This window comes from Miniphocaeibacter massiliensis (assembly GCF_900232905.1).
GTDB classification, from domain to species: domain Bacteria; phylum Bacillota; class Clostridia; order Tissierellales; family Peptoniphilaceae; genus Miniphocaeibacter; species Miniphocaeibacter massiliensis.
This window is the reverse complement of sequence record NZ_OCTQ01000004.1, coordinates 81352-99265: the sequence shown is the minus strand read 5'-3', so window position 1 is coordinate 99265 and position 17914 is coordinate 81352. Positions and strand designations below refer to the sequence as shown.

The following is a 17914-nucleotide window of genomic DNA, read 5'->3' as shown; positions in this document are numbered from 1 at the left end:
ATTAACTCTATGCTCTTACTTCTATGTTAATTTTGCTCTAATAATTTTTTATAAGATAAGTCTATTCCAAGAGCACCAAGAGGAGCTGTAATCAATATAGACAGTACAGCAATTGTAAGAGCTAAAGTCCCTATAGGTAGTCCCATAGCAAGAGGGATTCCACCAATAGCAGCTTGAACAGTAGCTTTTGGAACATAAGCAATTATACAAAAAACTCTTTCTTTGAAGGTTAAGTTAGTTTTTAAAAGACATAAAAGTACTCCTATCATTCTAAAAGCTAAAGCTCCAAATATTACTATAATAACAGATACTCCTTCTGAAGATACATGAACTAAATCGACAGAAGCTCCAACCAAAACAAATAATATTATTTCTGCAGCTATCCAAAGTTTAGAAAATTTAATAGATAATCTACTTGATAAAACAGTGTATTTTTTTTGGATAATAATTGCTAAAGTCATAATAGCTAGAAGTCCAGAAAAAGGTACAGTAGATTCTAAATAATCTTCTGCAGTTACCAAAATAAAAGAAATACTTAAAATTATTATTACTTTTACAGAATCTCTTATGTGAATGTATTTAAATAACTTTACGAGTAAAATTCCAATAAACAAACCAACAACTACACCGGTAATAATGGATATAGGTATTTGAAGAAAGCTTGCAATGGATATATTTCCAGTTTGTGCAAGTCCTGTAAAAATTGTAAAAAGAACTATTACAAAAATATCATCAACAGAAGAACCAGCTAAAATTAGTTGTGGAATGCTTTTTTTTGTTCCAATATTTCTTTCCATTAGGTATAGCATTTTTGGAATTACAACAGCTGGAGAAACAGCGCCTAGAATTGTACCGATAATAGCAGCATCTAATATACTTATATCAAATATTTTAGGACCTATTATAACCATACCTAGTATTTCAAAACAAGCAGGTATAAAGCACATTAAAATTGCAGGTCTTCCAACTTTTTTTAAATCAGAAATATTTAAAGATAATCCAGCTCTTGTTAAAATAATAATTAAAGCAATTTTTCTTAATTCTGGCGAAATGTTTAAAATAGAATCATCCAATAGATTTAGGGCGTAAGGACCGAGGATAATACCAGTTAATAACATTCCAAGTAAACTGGGTAGCTTAAGTTTTCTAAAAGTACTAGCTAATAGCAAACCAAGTAAAAACATTAAAGCTAAACTAAAAAGCATAAAAAACCTCCATAAAATATAAAATCTGACAATCTCAAGCAGAGACTTATATGTTAAAGACAAAAAAAGACCTCTGCAGTGCAGAAGCCATCAATTATAAAAGTGGTTTAGGCAAAGCCAAGAAGTAACTTAATTCCTTACAAAATAGTGTATTTTAATAAAAGAAATTTGTCAATAAAGTATAAATGCTTTATAAAAGTTAATAATAGGTATATAATGTAATAGTTTGATTAAAAAAATAGGAATAGATTAGTGGGTATGATATGGCAAGAAGAAAAAGAAAAGAAATAATAGGAAATATAAAAGAAAACAAATTTCCTAATAAATCAATTATAGAAATAGAAGGTAAAAAATACATATTTAAGGGCGGAATAAAAGGACAAACTGTAAAAATTCTAACTCAAAGAAAAAGAAGAGACTATACAGAGTCAAAGCTTATAGAATTAATAGAAAAATCTAATATAGAAACAGAAAATCCTTGTCCACAGTTTGGAATTTGTGGAGGTTGCACCTATCAAACCTTAAAATATAGTAAAGAATTGGAATTAAAAAAAGAAATGCTAGAAAGACTTTACAAAGAAGTGTATAGCAAAGAAATAACAATAAATCCAAGTCCAAGTGAAGTTTACTATAGAAATAAGATGGAGTACAGTTTTGGAGATAAAGAAAAAGGTGGAGAACTTACTTTAGGAATGCACTCCAAAGGAAGATTTTACGAAATTTGTGAAACAGATAATTGTAATATCGTAAATAAAGGCTATGAAATAATAAGAAAAGAAGTTCAAGGATATTTCAGAGATAACAACACATCTTTTTATAAAAAAAGAAGCCACGAAGGACTTTTAAGACATCTAATAGTAAGGTACTCTTTTAGCCAAAAAGAATATATGGTAAATTTAGTAACTTCATCACAAGAAGAGTGGTGTAAAGAAGACTTTGTTAGAGTATTACTAAATCTAGAGTTAGATGGTGAAATAAAAACAGTTATTCATACAACAAATGACTCCCTTTCAGACGCAGTAGTTCCAGAAAAAGTAGAAATACTTTATGGAGAAGGGTATATAACAGAAAAATTATTAGGATTAGAATTTCAGATAAGTCCGTTTTCGTTTTTTCAACCAAATCCAAAAGCAGCAGAAAAACTATATGCAAAGGCACTAGAACTAGCAGGAGATATAGACAACAAAACTATATTTGACCTATACTCTGGAACAGGGACAATAGGGCAAGTTTTCTCTAAAAAAGCAAAAAAAGTAATGGGAATAGAAATAATAGAAGAAGCAGTAGAAAAGGCAAACCAAACTTGTAAACTAAACAATATAAAAAATGCCGAGTTTATAGCAGGAGATGTGCTAGAAAAAATAGAAGAACTTAAAGGTGAAGCGGATATTATAGTATTAGACCCACCAAGAGATGGAATACACCCAAAAGCAATAAATAAAATAATATCTGTAAAACCAGAGAAATTTGTGTATATTTCTTGTAATCCAGTAACACAAGTTAGAGATATAGAAATATTTTTAGAAGAAGGCTATAAGTTAAAATCTTTAGAATTATTTGACCAGTTTCCAAGAACGGTTCATTGTGAAGCAGTGGCTTTGTTGGAAATATAGAATTGGTCGTTATTTTGTACTTAAATAGTTTTTTTAGGTTTTATCTTTACTTAAAATGTAAAGAGTGAAAGAAATTTTATTGTTGTTAAAGTACGTATTTGATACTTGGCATGAAAATACAAAGAATCAGAAAGAAAGTTTATAATTAAGCACAAATATTTAGGATGTGATTGATATGAAAGAGTTTAAACGAAATAATGCATATTTTTCTTTATGTGGGCTAAACTGTGGATTATGCAATATGAGATTGAGAGGACATTGTCCAGGATGTGGATGTGGAAAACACCATTCATGTTACATTGCTAGATGTAGTTTAAATTATGAGGATATTGAATACTGTTTTCAGTGTAGTGAGTTTCCTTGTGATAAATATAAAGATGCAGATAAATATGATTCCTTCATTACACACTTTAACCAATTTAAAGATATTGAAAAATTTCAAGAAATTGGTACTGTAGCTTATACTAATGAACAAATTGAAAAAGTTGAAATTTTAAACTTTCTTTTAGAGAATTATAATGCAGGTAGACAAAAAAGTTTATTTTGTTTAGCAGTTAATATTTTTAAATTAGAAGATATTAAAGATATAATAGAACAGTTAAAGCTAAATGAAGACTTGGAAAACATGGGAATTAAGGAAAAGGCATCATTTGTAGTAAATGAATTTAAAAAATTATCAGAAAGTTATGGGATTACATTAAAGCTAAGAAAAAAATAATTATACAATTTTAATTATATAATACAGAATATTTTTTTTACGCAGGCATTATTTATGGAATATTAAATTAGGAAATAAAAAAGAAGTAGTAAAATACTACTTCTTTTTTTGTGTTGAAAATTAAAATGTTTTTGTAAGTGTTCAAACACAATATAATTAGATAGATTAATTTTTTAGTTTAATATGTATTTTTAATTTTTGATTTATTCAAAAATGATTTAACAAAAGTTCATAAGCAAATCCTACAGGGGAATTATTACCTAAATTATCTTTTTTTGTAGATATTTCTACATCCCAAAAGATAGGATCTTTAAATTTTCTAAAAACTAAATAGTCATTAGAACTTGTTATAGAGTCATAGAATATTTTAGGAAGTATAGTTATCAAATTACTATTACTAGCAGATTCTATTAAAAACTTGTAAGATGCTGCAGATACTAAGATATCAGATTTAATATTTTTATCAATAAGTTTATTTTTAACAATATGATATGTTGAATATCTATCATTAGGTAACGCTAATTCTAATGAATTTAAATCTTCCCAATCAAGGTAATCTTTTTCAGTTAATGGATTTTTTACATTCATTATAGCTACTAAGGCTTCAGAAGTAATTAATTTTTTTTCAATATTATTAAATTTGTAATCGTCAGATATAGAAATTAATATATCTATTTCAGAATTTAAAAATTTTTTATTGAGCAAAGTAGCACTATTTTCAATAATTTCAAATAGAATATTAGGGTTTTCTAATATGAGTTTAGATATTATATCAATGAATAATACTTCTAAAATCATAGAAGGAATTCCAATTTTAACATTTCCAACTATATTGTTGGAAAATTTCCTTATAGATGTATTCATTTCATTATGTGCTGAAACGATATTGTTGGCATGTTTTACTAGTACTTTTCCCGCAGGTGTTAAATCTACAAGTCTGCCCTTACGTCTTTCAAATATTTGTATTCCTATTTGAGATTCAATAGTAGTAATCATTTTGCTTAAAGCTGGTTGAGATATAAATAATAGTTGAGAAGCTTTAGTTAGATTAAAATGAGATTTTACTATTGTTAATATATATTGTAGTTGTCTAATTTCCATGATTTTAACTCCTATTATTAAATATACAATTAAAACCTAAATATAGAATAATGATAATAGTATAACTAAAAGTTATACTATGAATAAAAAAAATGTATTGGTTTTAATTGTCTTTTAAAAGTATATTAATGTTAACATACAAATTAAATTTTGGGAATGTTAAATATAAAACAGGAGGATTAGTAAATGACCAAAGTAGAAGGAAAAGTAGTAACTCTTGAAGAAGCAATGGTACATATAAATAATGGAGATACTATAATGGTTGGTGGATTTGCAGGAACTGGAAATCCTGTAAAATTAATTAATGGAATAGTAAACAAAGGAGTTAAGGATTTAACACTAATATGTAATGATACAGGTTTAGATGAATCAAATGTAGGCGCATTGATTTTATCAAAATTAGTAAAAAAAGCAATTGTATCACATATTGGAACAAATCCAGAGACTGGAAGACAACTTAGGGATGGAGAGATAGAAGTAGAATTTGTTCCACAAGGAACTTTGATAGAAAGAATAAGGTGTGGAGGCTTTGGATTAGGAGGAGTATTAACACCTACAGGAGTAGGAACTAATCTAGAAAAAGGAAAAGAAAAAATAGAGGTTGAAGGAAAAGAATATTTGTTAGAAACACCATTAAAAGCGAATGTGACTATAATAAAAGCTAAGAAAGCAGATAAAATGGGGAACTTAATCTATCATGGAACAAACAAGGCTCATGGTCCTATGATGGCGACAGCTTCAGACATTACTATTGTTCAAGCAGATGAAGTAGTAGAAGTAGGAGAATTAAATCCTGATATGATAGAAACTCCATCTATATTTGTAGATTATATAGTAGAAGGAGGAAATTAATAATGACTGTTGAAGAAAAAGTAATAGATAAGAAAGTTTTAAGAAATATAATTGCTAAAAATATAGCGGCAAAATTAGAAAAAGGAAATCTTGTAAATTTAGGTGTAGGAATACCGACTTTGGTTTCTAACTATGTTACAGAAGAACAAGATATTATTCTACAAGCGGAAAACGGTTTAGTAGGAACAGCAGGGGATGCATCTGAGGGTGACGAAGGATATGATCCAGATGTAATAAGCTCATCAGGATATCCAACAAATATAATTGAAGGAGCAGCATTTTTCGATAGTTCTTTGTCTTTTGGTATTATTCGAGGAGGACATGTAGATGTAACTGTATTGGGAACAATGGAGGTAGATGAAAAAGGTAATATTGCAAATTATGAAATACCTGGAAAATTAGTAACAGGTATGGGTGGAGCAATGGACCTTTGCGTTGGAGCAAAAAAAGTTATAGTTGCTACATTCCATACAAATAAAGGAAGAGCTAAGTTATTGAAAAATTGTACTATACCTTTGACTGCAAAAAATGCTGTAAATATGATAGTTACAGAAAAAGCTATAGTAGAAATAACTGATAGTGGATTTGTATTAACTGCATATAATCCGATGTTTGAAATAGATAATATATTGGAAGAAATAGATGCTGAAGTTAAAATTAGTGACGATTTAGTAGAGATGATTATTTAATAAATATTTTGGAGGATTATTATGAATAATAAAGAAAATATTGTTATAGTAGGAGCAGCAAGAACTGCTGTAGGAGCTTACTTAGGAGAACTTACTACTGTACCGGTTGAAGATTTAGGACAAACAGCACTAGAAGGAGCAATAGAAAGAGCTGGAATAAATAAAGAAGATATAGAAGAAGTAATAGTAGGTCATGTTACAGGTTCACAAGCTACAAATAACTTAGGAAGAATAATAGGAATAAATACAGGTCTTAGGAATGAATCAACAGGATTTACAGTTAATAGAATTTGTGGCTCAGGATTACAATCAGCTATAAGTGCTGCACATGAATTATTATTGATGGAAAGAAGCTTTATTGCAGCAGGAGGAGCAGAATCTTTATCAAGAGCAGAATATTATCTTCCAACAAAAGTTAGATGGTCTGGATTGAAAATGGGAGATATTAAAATGATAGATTCCAATGATGAAGGTCATAGAACTGCATCTGGAAAACCTAATAAAGATATTACACACATGGGTATTACAGCAGAAAATATAGTTGAAAAATATAATATATCTAGAGAATCTCAAGATCAATTTGCTTATGATAGCCAAATGAAAGCTAAAAATGCAATGGAGTCAGGAAGATTAGCTCAAGAAATAGTTCCAGTAGAAATAAAAGATAGAAAAGGTAATATAACTATTGTAGATAAAGATGGACATTTAAGACCAAATACTACTTTAGAAGCTTTAGCAAAATTAAGACCGGTTTTCAAACCAGAAAATGGTACAATTACAGCTGGTAATGCCTCTGGATTAAACGATGGGGGAGCTTTTGAAATATTTACAAAAGAATCTATTGCAAAAGACAGAGGATTAGATATTATGGCAAGAATGGTAGATTATACGATTACAGGTTGTGATCCTAGATTAATGGGACTTGGTCCAGTAGAGGCAATTAAACAACTATTACATAGAAATAATTTAGCGATGAGCGATATAGACATAATTGAGATAAACGAAGCTTTTTCAGGTCAAGTATTGGGATGTTTAGATAAAGATAACTTGAATATACCTATGGGTTCAGAATTATACAGTAGATTAAATCCAAATGGTGGAGCTGTTGCTTTAGGTCATCCATTAGGAATGAGTGGAGCTAGAATAATTACAACTATTTGTTATGAATTTAAAAATAAACCTGAGAAAAGATATGCTATAGCATCTGCATGTATAGGAGGTGGACAAGGTATAGCAATTCTTTTAGAAAACGGTAGTTATGTAGAATAAAATGAAAGATATAAAGAGTAAAAAATTTTTTCCAAGTGAATTAGCTTTAATAATTGGAATTTTATTAAATGGTTTTGCGATAGTAATATATATAAAAAGTAATTTTGGAGTATCTACTATTTCTTCTATACCATTTATTGTTAATAAAGTGATACCAAGCATTAGTTTAGGCAATACTACAATATTGTATGAAGTGTTATTAATTACAATATTGGTATTATTAACAGGTATTAAAAAAAAGTATATATATTCAATATTATTAGGGCTTTTATTTGGTGTAATAATAGATTTTTATAGCTGGCTACTTTCATTTACAAGTATAGGTGAAATAAATAGTATAGTTTTATATATAATAGCATTTACTAGTTTATCATTTGGAATAAGCTTGTGTTTGAAAAGTGATTTAACAGCTTTACCATTTGATATATTTGTAAAAGTTATTAGTGATAAATCAAATAAATCGATAAAGTTTGTAAAGACAGTATTTGACATTACAAGTGTTCTTATAGCAAGTGCTATTTCATTAATGTATTTTAAGAGTATAGAAGGAGTGGCTATAGGAACAGTAGTTTCAATGTTATTTACTGGAAATATGATACAAGTATTTTCTAATATAATAGACAAATATTTTTCATTTACATCGATTTATAAAAACAAATTCAATAAATCGTACGAGAATTAGTAATTTTATGAACAAAGTAGTTAATTAATTAACTACTTTGTTCAATACAATAATTTAAATATATATAGGGAGAATAAAAATGAAGTCTCAAAAATTATGTATGGATAGAGTTCATTTGCTAAAAATATTAGCTTGTTTTGCAGTATTTTTAATATTTTGGATAATTCCACCAGTAGCACCAATAACTTCTGCAGGTATGAAGTTAATAGGTGTATTTATAGGTACAATTTTATTATTATCAACAGTTGATACACTATGGCCAGTATTTTTTTCCTTTGCGCTTATTTCACTTACAGGAGTTATGACATTAAATGAAGTGTTATCTGCATCAATAGGAAATTGGATTATTACATTTGTAATAATGAGTTTTGTATTAACTGAAGCTTTAAACAGAGCAGGGTTTACTAATAGACTAGCAGCATTTTATATGAGTAGAAAATTTGTAAGCAAAAATCCATGGATTTTTACTTATGCGTTTATGGCTCTTGGTATGATAGTCGGAATGTTTATGGATCAAGTTCCAGCAACGGCTTTTTTCTTGGGATTTGCAAATAAGATACTTAAGGAACTAGGATATACTGGAAAAGATAGGTATGCAAATGTTTTAACTTTAGGAGTTGTATTTGCAATAAATATAGGAGGAGCTGCAACACCAATATCTCACTCTTTAGCTCTTTTAGGAATGGGAATATATGAAACTGCGTCGGGTACAGCAATTAGTATGTTTGATTATATGGTTTATGGGATTCCTGTTGCAATAGTATTATTTACATTATTGTGTATTGTAGTGAAGTTATTGTTAAAACCAAATGTTGAAAAATTTGAAAATTTTGACATAAATAAAGTATTAGATGAGATAAAACCTATGGATTTAAGAGAAAAAATAACAGTAATAGTTTTCTTTGGTACAGTTTTGCTATGGATGTTGCCAGGAATATTGTCGTTATTTTTAGCAAAAGATGCAGCTATATTAGTGTTTTTAAGTAAATATTCTATAACTTTCTGGGCTTTGATTGCTGTTGTAATATTATCAGTAGTACAAGTAAACAAAGAACCAGTATTAAATCTTAAAAATGTAATGGAAGATAAATTTCCTTGGGGAATTATATTTTTTATAGCTGTAGGAGTTTTATTAGGAAGTGCAATGTCAAATGAAAATGTTGGACTAAATGAGTTTATAATTAAAAATTTAGAACCAATTATTTTAAAAATACCAGAATATGCAATAGTGTTTATTTTAGCATTGGTTTCTTGTATGTTGACTAATTTTGCATCCAACGTTACTACAATTACAATAATGACAGGAGTTGCTATATCAATAGCTGTTAGCACAGGAGCAATTCACCCAATGGCAGTTGCAATAACAACTACTATGAATGGCTCATTAGCATATGTAATGCCTTCATCATTTGCTCCAATAGCAATGTTACATGCAGATGATAATAGTAAAAATTCAACAATAATTAAGTATGGTATATTATTTGTGGTATTATCTGCGTTAATAACTACATTTATAGGATATCCTTTAATAAAGTCTTTGATGTAAATAATATTACAGTATAAACAAAAGTAAAAATAAATCTTTGATATAATAAAGTACAGATGAAAATTCAAATCATTTGTACTTTTTTAGTTAGACAAAAAGCATAGATAAATTAGATAAAATATAATAATATTTAATTATTAATTTTAGAAACCAAGAAGAAGAGGTAAATATGAATAATTTATATGAAGATGTTAAAAACTGTTATAACAGCATAAAAGATAAAATAACTATAAAACCTAAGATAGCTTTAGTATTAGGGTCTGGGTTAGGAGATTTTGCAGAACAAATAAATATTACTAATATAATTGACTATAAAGATATTGCTGGTTTTCCAAAGTCAACTGTTGAAGGACATAAAGGAAGATTTGTTTTTGGATACATTAAAGATATTCCTCTTGTAATAATGCAGGGTAGAGTACATTATTACGAAGGGTACTCTATGGATAAAGTTGTTTTACCTATTAGACTTATGAAAATGATGGGGGCAGAAGTACTATTTTTAACAAATGCTTCTGGTGGAATAAATAAAGAATTTAACGTTGGAGATTTTATGGTTATTAAAGACCAGATTAGTTCATTTGTTCCATCTCCATTAATAGGAAAAAACTTTGAAGAATTTGGAACAAGATTTCCAGATATGTCAGAGGTATATAGTAAAGATTTAATAGGAAAAATAGAACTTGCTGCTAAAAATAACAATATAAACATTCAAGAAGGAGTGTATTTACAACTAACAGGACCTAATTTTGAAAGTCCTGCTGAAATAAAAATGTGTTCGGTATTAGGGGCTGATGCTGTAGGAATGAGTACAACTTGTGAAGCTGTTGCAGCAAAGCATATTGGAATGAAAATTTGTGGAATATCTTGTATAACTAATATGGCTTCGGGTATTTCAGAAACTCCTTTATCACATGAAGAAGTGTCAGAAACGGCAGATAGAGTTGCACCTTTGTTTAAAACTTTAGTGGAGCAGTCTATTATAGAAATAGGGAAAGGTAATTAGAGTAGGTGCTTAAATGAATATAAGATTTTACAACGGAAAAATACTTCCTACAACAAATGAAATGGAAATTTTAGAAAAAGAGCTGTGGGTTGTAGGAAATAAAATAGAACATATAGGTGATAAAAAGGAAACTGAAATAAAGTGGGATAGAGAAATAAACCTAAAAGGTAATTTGCTTATTCCAGGTTTTAAAAATGCACATACTCATTCGGGGATGACTTTTTTAAGGTCTTTGGCAGATGATTATCCTCTTAAGGAATGGTTGAATAAAAAAGTGTTTCCCAAAGAGACACAGTTAGTACCAGAGGATATATATTGGCTTAGTAAACTAGCTATTTTGGAGTATTTAACTTCAGGTATAACAGCTAACTTTGATATGTATTTTCATGCAGAACAAATAGCACAGGCTTCTTTTGAATGTGGCTTTAGAACAGTAATAGCAGGAGATTTAAATGACTTTACTAATAGTGTAGAAAAATTAGAAGAGAATTTTATCACCTTTAATAATAATAGTAAATATGATGGTTTGATTTCTTATAAGCTAGGTTTTCATGCAGAATATACAACAAGTAAAGAACCTTTAAAAGATTTAGCTAAACTTTCTAAAAAATACAATGCTCCTGTTTGGACACATAATTCTGAAACATTAGAAGAAGTAAATAGTTGCATTAAAAGAAATGGTATGACTCCAACTGTGTACTTAGATTCGTTAGGAATTTACGATAATGGTGGAGGAGGATATCATTGTGTATATTTAAGTGAAGAAGATATGAAAATATTTAAAGAAAAAGAGTTGTTTGTTGTTACAAATCCTTCTTCAAATATAAAACTTGCAAGTGGTATTGCTAGAATAGATAAATTTTTAAATAAAAATATACCAGTAGCAATAGGGACAGATGGTCCAGCTAGTAACAATGCATTGGATATGTTTAGAGAGATGTTTTTAGTTTCAGGACTTACAAAAGTGGCTGCAAAAGATGCTTCTGTAGTAAATGGAGACGAAGTTTTGAAAATGGCTACTGTTAATGGAGCAAAGGCTATGGGACTTGAAAATTGTGATGCTTTAGAGGTTGGAAAACTAGCGGATATGGTTGTAATAGACTTAAAACAACCTAATATGCAGCCTATAAATAATATAAGTAAAAATATAGTTTACAGTGGTAGTAAAAGCAATGTAAAACTGACCATGATAAATGGGAAAATCTTATATGAGGATGGGGAATTTCATATAGGAGATAGTATAGAAAAAACTTATAAAGAGGCTAATAAAATAGTAAAAAGAATTAAATAAAATGTTTAAATAAAATAATCTGGGTATAATAGTATTAACAAGTATAACTTGTTAATAGATTTTAAATTCGAATCAACTAAAAATTAGAAAATAATTTTAGTTGAGAGAATAATAAAAAAGGGCAGTAGATTTATAATATTAAAATTATAATACAGTCCAACTTAAAATAATTGTATTTAATTATTGAAAACTAAAGACAATTGAATATTAATTACGTTTGATTTTAAATGAAGTAAAGTGAATTAGTACTAGAAAAAATAAGTGTTTTTAAAAGGAAAATGATTAAAAAATTTAAAATGAAGGGTATGATTGAACTGGTAATAGAACCTAAGTCACAGTGTTGGTTCGAATTTGAAATCAAATAAATAGGAGTGGAATATTTTAAAAAGAATATACTACTCCTATTTTAATGCTTAAAATATATTTGAGTAAAGCTATAAAAATCAGCATAGATAAAAAAATTAAAAAAATTAAAAAAAATTTTGAAAAAAATGTTTAAGATAAAAAAAGTGGGTATAAATATAACAAGATAAATATATTATTTATTTATCTTAATGATTCTACGAAAGATCAACTAAAGTGTTAGTTTTGTATTTGTAGTTAAGATACGAAGTTTGTATCTTAAAAAAGATGAACCAAAATAAGTATTAGTTAGATTCGAAGTAGAGAAAAAAATTAAAAGAAAAGCTGAGAGTTTAATGTTTAGAAATTGATTATAATGAAGTTAATAGAATAATAAAGGATAAAATCTTTGTTAGAGGAAATTAATTAATTAATTATAATATAACAAAAAATTCTAAAATAACAGCAAATATTTAGTTAAAATATTAATAAGTATTAGTATTTAATGAACTATTGTAACTTGAATTTGAGAAAAAGTTAAATATGTAGTAAAGCCAAGGAAGTACTTTAGATGTAAAGGTGTTACAAAGTAGTATTAAGAAAAGCAAATTACAGTAAAGAAGTATGAGTATTTAGTAGTACGAATTCAAAATAGTAAGTTAGATATGCAGTAAATCCAAAAAAGTATTTAATAATATTCGAAAGCTAAATAAAAGAAAGGTTGTTTGATAAGGTGGTAGAACCTAAAACTGAATGTTGGTCAGACGTAGAATCAAATAGATAGGAGTAAATTTCAGAAAGAAAAAGAAATTTACTCCTATTTTAATTTGTATAAATATATTAATCTTTTTTAGATAACCTATAAGCACTGTGAAAAACAGGCCCAACAAATTCATTAAATTTAAAACCACTTTTAATAGCTTCTGTTACAAAGTCTTTAGCCTTATAAATAGAATCTTTAGGTGAAAGACCATTAGCAAGACCAGCAGTTATAGCAGCTGCAAAAGTACAACCAGCTCCATGGTTATTTGCAGAAGATATTTTTTTTGATTCTAATACATAATAATCTGTTCCATCATAGTAAATATCTATTGCCATGTTGTTTTCTAGAGCTTTACCGCCCTTTATGACAACGTGTTTTGCTCCTAAATCATAAATTATCTTAGCAGCTTTTTTTATATCATTGATAGTTTTTAATTTTCCAAGACCTGAAAAAATTCCGGCTTCTGTTAAGTTTGGTGTAGTAACTGTAGCTATAGGAATTAAAAACTTCTTAATGGCTTCAGCAGTTTCAGGATTAAGTAAATCATCTTCACCCTTACAAGCTAAAACAGGGTCTATTACAATGTTTTTCAAATCATATTTTTCTATAGTATCTTTTATTAATTCAACAATTTCCACAGAACCAATCATACCTGTTTTCATTGCATTTACTTGAACATCACTAGCTAATGCAGTATCTATTTGACTTCTAACAACGTCTATAGGCATTGTAAATACACTGTGTTTCCAATTGCTTTTTGGATCCATTGTCGCGATTGTTGTAACAACAGCAAGACCATATGTACTATATTCGGTAAAAGTTTTTAAATCGGCTTCAATACCAGCACCACCACTAGCATCACTTCCAGCAAAGGTTAAAGTTTTTATTATTGTATTCAAAAAATCAACTCCTATCATCATTATTTCAACTATAGTATAACATATAAAAATTGTGAGATTTGAAGCTTTACAACATAAAATAAATTTTATATTTATAATGATGATATAATAACTATATAAATTAAAAGAGGTGATATAGTGAAAAAAATAATTAATAACACTGAAAATATTTTAGATGAAATGCTAGAAGGTATGGTTAAAGCTAATAATAAAAAGATTAAGCGGTTAGATAATACAGATGTTATTGTTAGTTTAGAAGCACCTATAAAAAATAAAGTAGCACTAGTATCTGGAGGAGGTAGTGGACACGAGCCAGCTCACGCGGGATTTGTAGGAAAAGGAATGCTTGATGCAGCTGTTTGTGGGTCTGTATTTACTTCACCTACACCAGATCAGGTTTTAGAAGCTATAAAAGCAGTTGATTCTGGAGAAGGAACATTGTTAATAGTAAAAAATTATACAGGCGATGTTATGAATTTTGAAATGGCAAAAGACTTAGCTGATATGGAAGGAATTAATGTCGAATATGTAATAGTTAATGACGATGTAGCTGTAGAAGATAGTACATTTACTGCAGGTAGGAGAGGAATAGCAGGAACTGTATTTGTACATAAAATAGCAGGAGCAAAAGCTTTACAAGGTGGTAGTTTATTAGAAGTAAAAGAAGTAGCGGAAAAAGTTGTGGAAAATGTTAGAAGTATGGGAATGGCAACAAACCCTTGTATTGTTCCAGCAGTAGGTAAACCAAATTTTGAACTATTAGAAGATGAAATAGAAATAGGTATAGGGATTCATGGTGAGCCAGGAGTAAAAAGAGAAAAAATAAAGCCATCTAATGATATAGTAGATGAACTTTTAGAAAAAATATTATTAGATATTGATTATTCCAATTCGGAAGTTGCCGTTATGATTAACGGTATGGGTTCAACGCCATTAATGGAACTGTATATAGTAAATAATAGAGTTCATGAAGTTTTAAACAGCAAGGGAATAAAAGTCTATAAAACTATGGTGGGAGAATACATGACGTCATTAGAAATGGTTGGTTTTTCTATAACTTTGTTAAAACTAGATGAAGAATTAAAAGAACTTTTAGAGTATGAAACAGATGTACAATTTTTCAAATAGGAGAGAATATGGACATAGATAATGTAAAAAACATCTTAATAAAAATAAATGAACAGTTACAACTAAATAAAGAATACCTTTCAGAATTAGATGCAGCCATAGGTGACGGAGACCATGGTCATAATATGGCAAAAGGTTTTGGAAAAGTTGCAGAAGATTTAAAAGAAAATGAATATACAGATATTGGAAGTATGTTCAAGAAAGTTGCGATGCTATTAATATCTAATGTTGGTGGAGCTTCAGGCCCATTGTATGGTACAGCTTTTATGGAACTAGGAAAAGAATATACAGGATTAAATGAGTTAAAGATAGAAGATTTAGAGAAGATATTGGAACTGTCAATAAAAGGCATAAAGTTTAGAGGTAAGGCTGAACTAGAAGATAAAACTATAATTGATTCATTAGAACCAGCATATAATTCTGTTAAAGAAAGTTTAAAGAATAATGAGCCCAAAGAAGAAGTGTTGAATAAAATGGTGGATTTTTCTAAAGAAGGTGTAGAGCATACTAAGGAAATAATTGCTAGAAAGGGCAGAGCCAGCTATTTAGGAGAAAGAAGTATAGGTCACCAAGATCCAGGAGTAACTTCAACATATATAATTTTAAAAACAATAAGAGATAATATTTTAGGAGAAAAATAATGATAGGAATAGTTGTAATATCTCATAGTGAAAAAATTGCAGAAGGAATAGCGGAAACAGCAAAACAAATGGCATCAGAAGTTAAAATAGTTGCTGTAGGCGGTACAGACGATGGAAGAATTGGAACAGATGTGAATAAAATTGTAGATGGCATAAACAAAGTTTATTCAGAAGATGGTGTATTGCTATTTTATGACTTAGGTTCAGCTATGATGAACGCAGAAATGGCTTTAGAATTTCTAGAAGAAGATAAAAAAAAGAACGTAATTATAGTTGATGCAGCACTTGTAGAAGGTGTAATATCAGCTTCAGTTTATGCGAATTTAGATATGGATATGGATTATATTTTATCTGAAATGGAAAAGATAAGAATAAATAAAAGAGAGTAAGGTTATATAAAATTACAATAACAGTTAGGGGTAAAGATGATAATAGAAGCTCAAAATTTAACAAAATACTATGGCAAAACAGTAGGAATAAAAGGTTTAAATTTAGAAGTTGAAGAAAAAGATATTTTTGGATTTATAGGTCCAAACGGTTCTGGGAAGAGTACAACTATTAGAATATTAATGGGGTTAATGTCATCATCTAGTGGGAGTGCGAAAATATTTGGAAAGGATATTAGAAAATACAAGGAAGAAATTTTATCTAATATCGGCTACATACCGTCAGAAGTGATGTTTTATAAAGGAATGAAAGTTTCAGAAGTATTGTCTTTGTCAGAAAAATTATATAAAAAGATTTCTACTGCAAAAACAAGTGACCTTTGTGAAAGATTTCAGCTAGATCCTAGTAAAAAAGTAGAAAAATTATCTTTGGGAAATAGAAAGAAAGTAAGTATAATTTGTGCTCTACAACATAATCCGAAGTTATATATTTTTGACGAGCCAACAAGTGGATTGGACCCACTAATACAAAATGAATTTTTTAAAATACTAAAAGAAAGAGTTAGTGAAGGTGCTACAGTATTTTTATCATCACATATATTATCAGAAATTCAAATGCATTGTAACAAAGCTGGAATAATTAGAGAAGGAACAGTCATTGCATGTGATAGTGTTGAAAAATTATCTAAAACTAAGGCAAAAAGAGTAAATATAACTGGAATTAATAATATAGAAATGAAAGGTATAGTTGATGTTAAAACAGATAAAAACAATATTAGTTTCTTATATAACGGAGATATGAGCTACTTATTATTAAAATTACAAGGTTTAAAAATAAAAGACTTAACTATAACTGAACCATCTTTAGACGAAATATTTATGCATTTTTACTCAAAGGATGGTGAAAATAATGACTATATTTAAACATGAAATGAAACAAGGTTTTAAAGCTCTAGCCATATGGACTTTTGTAATTGGAGGAATGCTTTCAATTGCCCTTCTAATATTTCCAGATATGACTAAAGGCATGGGAGATTCTAAAGATTTATTTTCTAATATGGGAGATTTTACAGCGGCTTTTGGAATGGACAAGATAAATTTTGGAACTGTAATGGGATTTTATGGAATAGAGTGTGGAAATATACTAGGTATAGGTGGAGGCTTCTTTGCAGCTTTTTTAGGCATTAGTATATTGTCTAAAGAAGAAAAAAATGGAACAGCTGAATTTTTACTTACACATCCAATTAAAAGATTTAAAGTGATTTTTGAAAAATTGTTATCTGTATTAGTTCAAATATTAATCTTAAATATTGTAGTAATAATATTTTCTGTTATTTCATTTAAAATTATTGGAGAAAAAATAGAGCTACAAGAATTTTCATTAATGCATCTAGCATATTTGATTTTACAAATAGAAATAAGTTTTATATGTTTTGGAATATCAGCATTTTTAAGGGATGGAACTATAAGTATAGGTTTAGGATTAGCAACTGTACTTTATTTTATGAATATTATTAAGAATATAAGTGAAAAAGCAGAAATCTTAAAATATATAACCCCATTCTCATATACTGAAGTAGGAGATATTTTAGTAAATACAAAATTAGATATTAATTTGATATTTTTAGGAGTAGGATATTCTATAGTAGCGGTAGTTATTGGATTTATAAAATACATTAAAAAAGATATTTACGTTTAGCATTATGAAGTAAATGCATATAATAGAAATAAGAAAATAACTTAAGCATTTATAAGACTTACAATAATATCCTGGTCATAAAAACTA

Annotated in this window: 17 protein-coding genes; 14 read left to right on the top strand and 3 right to left on the bottom strand. The window is 28.4% G+C overall.

Annotated features, from left to right (window positions below; all coding sequences use genetic code 11):
- Window positions 1–26: 26 nt before the first annotated feature.
- Window positions 27–1205: a cation:proton antiporter gene (locus CS899_RS08335; protein ID WP_100065732.1), complete on the bottom strand. Its 1179-nt coding sequence runs from the start codon at window positions 1203–1205 to the stop codon at window positions 27–29.
- A 263-nt stretch (window positions 1206–1468) separates the two neighbouring features.
- Between CS899_RS08335 and rlmD the strand changes: the two genes are divergently transcribed.
- Window positions 1469–2818 (top strand): 23S rRNA (uracil(1939)-C(5))-methyltransferase RlmD, encoded by a 1350-nt coding sequence (gene rlmD, locus CS899_RS08330; RefSeq protein WP_100065731.1) that lies wholly within the window; start codon window positions 1469–1471, stop codon window positions 2816–2818.
- Between the two features lie 175 nt (window positions 2819–2993).
- Window positions 2994–3536 carry a DUF3795 domain-containing protein gene (locus CS899_RS08325; protein WP_100065730.1) on the top strand — a complete coding sequence of 181 codons (543 nt, stop codon included), beginning with the start codon at window positions 2994–2996 and terminating at the stop codon, window positions 3534–3536.
- 207 nt (window positions 3537–3743) lie between these two features.
- On the opposite strand, the gene CS899_RS08320 is transcribed toward CS899_RS08325, so the two are convergent.
- Window positions 3744–4637 carry a LysR family transcriptional regulator gene (locus CS899_RS08320; RefSeq protein WP_100065729.1) on the bottom strand — a complete coding sequence of 298 codons (894 nt, stop codon included), beginning with the start codon at window positions 4635–4637 and terminating at the stop codon, window positions 3744–3746.
- A 186-nt stretch (window positions 4638–4823) separates the two neighbouring features.
- Here CS899_RS08320 and CS899_RS08315 point away from each other — a divergent pair, with 186 nt between their 5' ends.
- The 7 genes from CS899_RS08315 to CS899_RS08285 all read left to right on the top strand — a co-directional run bounded on the left by CS899_RS08315 (window position 4824) and on the right by CS899_RS08285 (window position 11969).
- A complete protein-coding gene (locus CS899_RS08315; protein ID WP_100065728.1) occupies window positions 4824–5489 on the top strand; it encodes a CoA transferase subunit A in 666 nt (221 codons plus the stop codon).
- Window positions 5490–5491: 2 nt separating this feature from the next.
- Window positions 5492–6178, top strand: a complete 687-nt coding sequence (locus CS899_RS08310) for a 3-oxoacid CoA-transferase subunit B (protein ID WP_207204773.1) — start codon at window positions 5492–5494, stop codon at window positions 6176–6178.
- A gap of 21 nt (window positions 6179–6199) precedes the next feature.
- Window positions 6200–7447: a thiolase family protein gene (locus CS899_RS08305; protein ID WP_207204772.1), complete on the top strand. Its 1248-nt coding sequence runs from the start codon at window positions 6200–6202 to the stop codon at window positions 7445–7447.
- Window position 7448: 1 nt separating this feature from the next.
- Entirely contained in the window at window positions 7449–8129 is a 681-nt protein-coding gene (locus CS899_RS08300; RefSeq protein WP_100065726.1) for a YczE/YyaS/YitT family protein, read from the top strand.
- A gap of 79 nt (window positions 8130–8208) precedes the next feature.
- Window positions 8209–9675, top strand: coding sequence for an SLC13 family permease (locus CS899_RS08295; RefSeq protein WP_100065725.1), 1467 nt, complete (start codon window positions 8209–8211; stop codon window positions 9673–9675).
- 169 nt (window positions 9676–9844) lie between these two features.
- Complete coding sequence (locus tag CS899_RS08290) at window positions 9845–10678, top strand: purine-nucleoside phosphorylase (protein WP_100065724.1); 834 nt, start codon at window positions 9845–9847, stop codon at window positions 10676–10678.
- 13 nt (window positions 10679–10691) lie between these two features.
- A complete protein-coding gene (locus CS899_RS08285; protein ID WP_100065723.1) occupies window positions 10692–11969 on the top strand; it encodes an amidohydrolase in 1278 nt (425 codons plus the stop codon).
- Between the two features lie 1182 nt (window positions 11970–13151).
- Here the strand turns inward: CS899_RS08285 and thiD are convergent.
- Window positions 13152–13973, bottom strand: a complete 822-nt coding sequence (gene thiD / locus CS899_RS08280) for a bifunctional hydroxymethylpyrimidine kinase/phosphomethylpyrimidine kinase (RefSeq protein ID WP_242491895.1) — start codon at window positions 13971–13973, stop codon at window positions 13152–13154.
- A gap of 138 nt (window positions 13974–14111) precedes the next feature.
- Here thiD and dhaK point away from each other — a divergent pair, with 138 nt between their 5' ends.
- Genes dhaK through CS899_RS08255 form a run of 5 tightly spaced genes read left to right on the top strand, consistent with a single transcriptional unit; the run spans window position 14112 to window position 17827 of the window.
- Window positions 14112–15101: a dihydroxyacetone kinase subunit DhaK gene (dhaK, locus tag CS899_RS08275; protein ID WP_100065722.1), complete on the top strand. Its 990-nt coding sequence runs from the start codon at window positions 14112–14114 to the stop codon at window positions 15099–15101.
- Window positions 15102–15109: 8 nt separating this feature from the next.
- Window positions 15110–15742, top strand: a complete 633-nt coding sequence (gene dhaL / locus CS899_RS08270) for a dihydroxyacetone kinase subunit DhaL (RefSeq protein ID WP_100065721.1) — start codon at window positions 15110–15112, stop codon at window positions 15740–15742.
- Window positions 15742–16131 (top strand): dihydroxyacetone kinase phosphoryl donor subunit DhaM, encoded by a 390-nt coding sequence (dhaM, locus tag CS899_RS08265; protein WP_100065720.1) that lies wholly within the window; start codon window positions 15742–15744, stop codon window positions 16129–16131. Before dhaL ends, dhaM begins: the two co-directional genes overlap by 1 nt.
- A gap of 36 nt (window positions 16132–16167) precedes the next feature.
- The gene (locus CS899_RS08260; protein WP_100065719.1) at window positions 16168–17052 is read left to right on the top strand and encodes an ABC transporter ATP-binding protein; all 885 of its coding nucleotides are present in this window, start codon (window positions 16168–16170) and stop codon (window positions 17050–17052) included.
- A complete protein-coding gene (locus CS899_RS08255; RefSeq protein WP_100065718.1) occupies window positions 17039–17827 on the top strand; it encodes an ABC transporter permease subunit in 789 nt (262 codons plus the stop codon). Before CS899_RS08260 ends, CS899_RS08255 begins: the two co-directional genes overlap by 14 nt.
- Window positions 17828–17914 lie beyond the last annotated feature (87 nt).

Coding starts and splice junctions, on each gene's coding strand:
- CS899_RS08335 (WP_100065732.1), bottom strand. CDS start 1,205: ATGCTTTTTAGTTTAGCTTTAATGTTTTTACTTGGTTTGCTATTAGCT.
- rlmD (WP_100065731.1), top strand. CDS start 1,469: ATGGCAAGAAGAAAAAGAAAAGAAATAATAGGAAATATAAAAGAAAAC.
- CS899_RS08325 (WP_100065730.1), top strand. CDS start 2,994: ATGAAAGAGTTTAAACGAAATAATGCATATTTTTCTTTATGTGGGCTA.
- CS899_RS08320 (WP_100065729.1), bottom strand. CDS start 4,637: ATGGAAATTAGACAACTACAATATATATTAACAATAGTAAAATCTCAT.
- CS899_RS08315 (WP_100065728.1), top strand. CDS start 4,824: ATGACCAAAGTAGAAGGAAAAGTAGTAACTCTTGAAGAAGCAATGGTA.
- CS899_RS08310 (WP_207204773.1), top strand. CDS start 5,492: ATGACTGTTGAAGAAAAAGTAATAGATAAGAAAGTTTTAAGAAATATA.
- CS899_RS08305 (WP_207204772.1), top strand. CDS start 6,200: ATGAATAATAAAGAAAATATTGTTATAGTAGGAGCAGCAAGAACTGCT.
- CS899_RS08300 (WP_100065726.1), top strand. CDS start 7,449: ATGAAAGATATAAAGAGTAAAAAATTTTTTCCAAGTGAATTAGCTTTA.
- CS899_RS08295 (WP_100065725.1), top strand. CDS start 8,209: ATGAAGTCTCAAAAATTATGTATGGATAGAGTTCATTTGCTAAAAATA.
- CS899_RS08290 (WP_100065724.1), top strand. CDS start 9,845: ATGAATAATTTATATGAAGATGTTAAAAACTGTTATAACAGCATAAAA.
- CS899_RS08285 (WP_100065723.1), top strand. CDS start 10,692: ATGAATATAAGATTTTACAACGGAAAAATACTTCCTACAACAAATGAA.
- dhaL (WP_100065721.1), top strand. CDS start 15,110: ATGGACATAGATAATGTAAAAAACATCTTAATAAAAATAAATGAACAG.
- dhaM (WP_100065720.1), top strand. CDS start 15,742: ATGATAGGAATAGTTGTAATATCTCATAGTGAAAAAATTGCAGAAGGA.
- CS899_RS08260 (WP_100065719.1), top strand. CDS start 16,168: ATGATAATAGAAGCTCAAAATTTAACAAAATACTATGGCAAAACAGTA.
- CS899_RS08255 (WP_100065718.1), top strand. CDS start 17,039: ATGACTATATTTAAACATGAAATGAAACAAGGTTTTAAAGCTCTAGCC.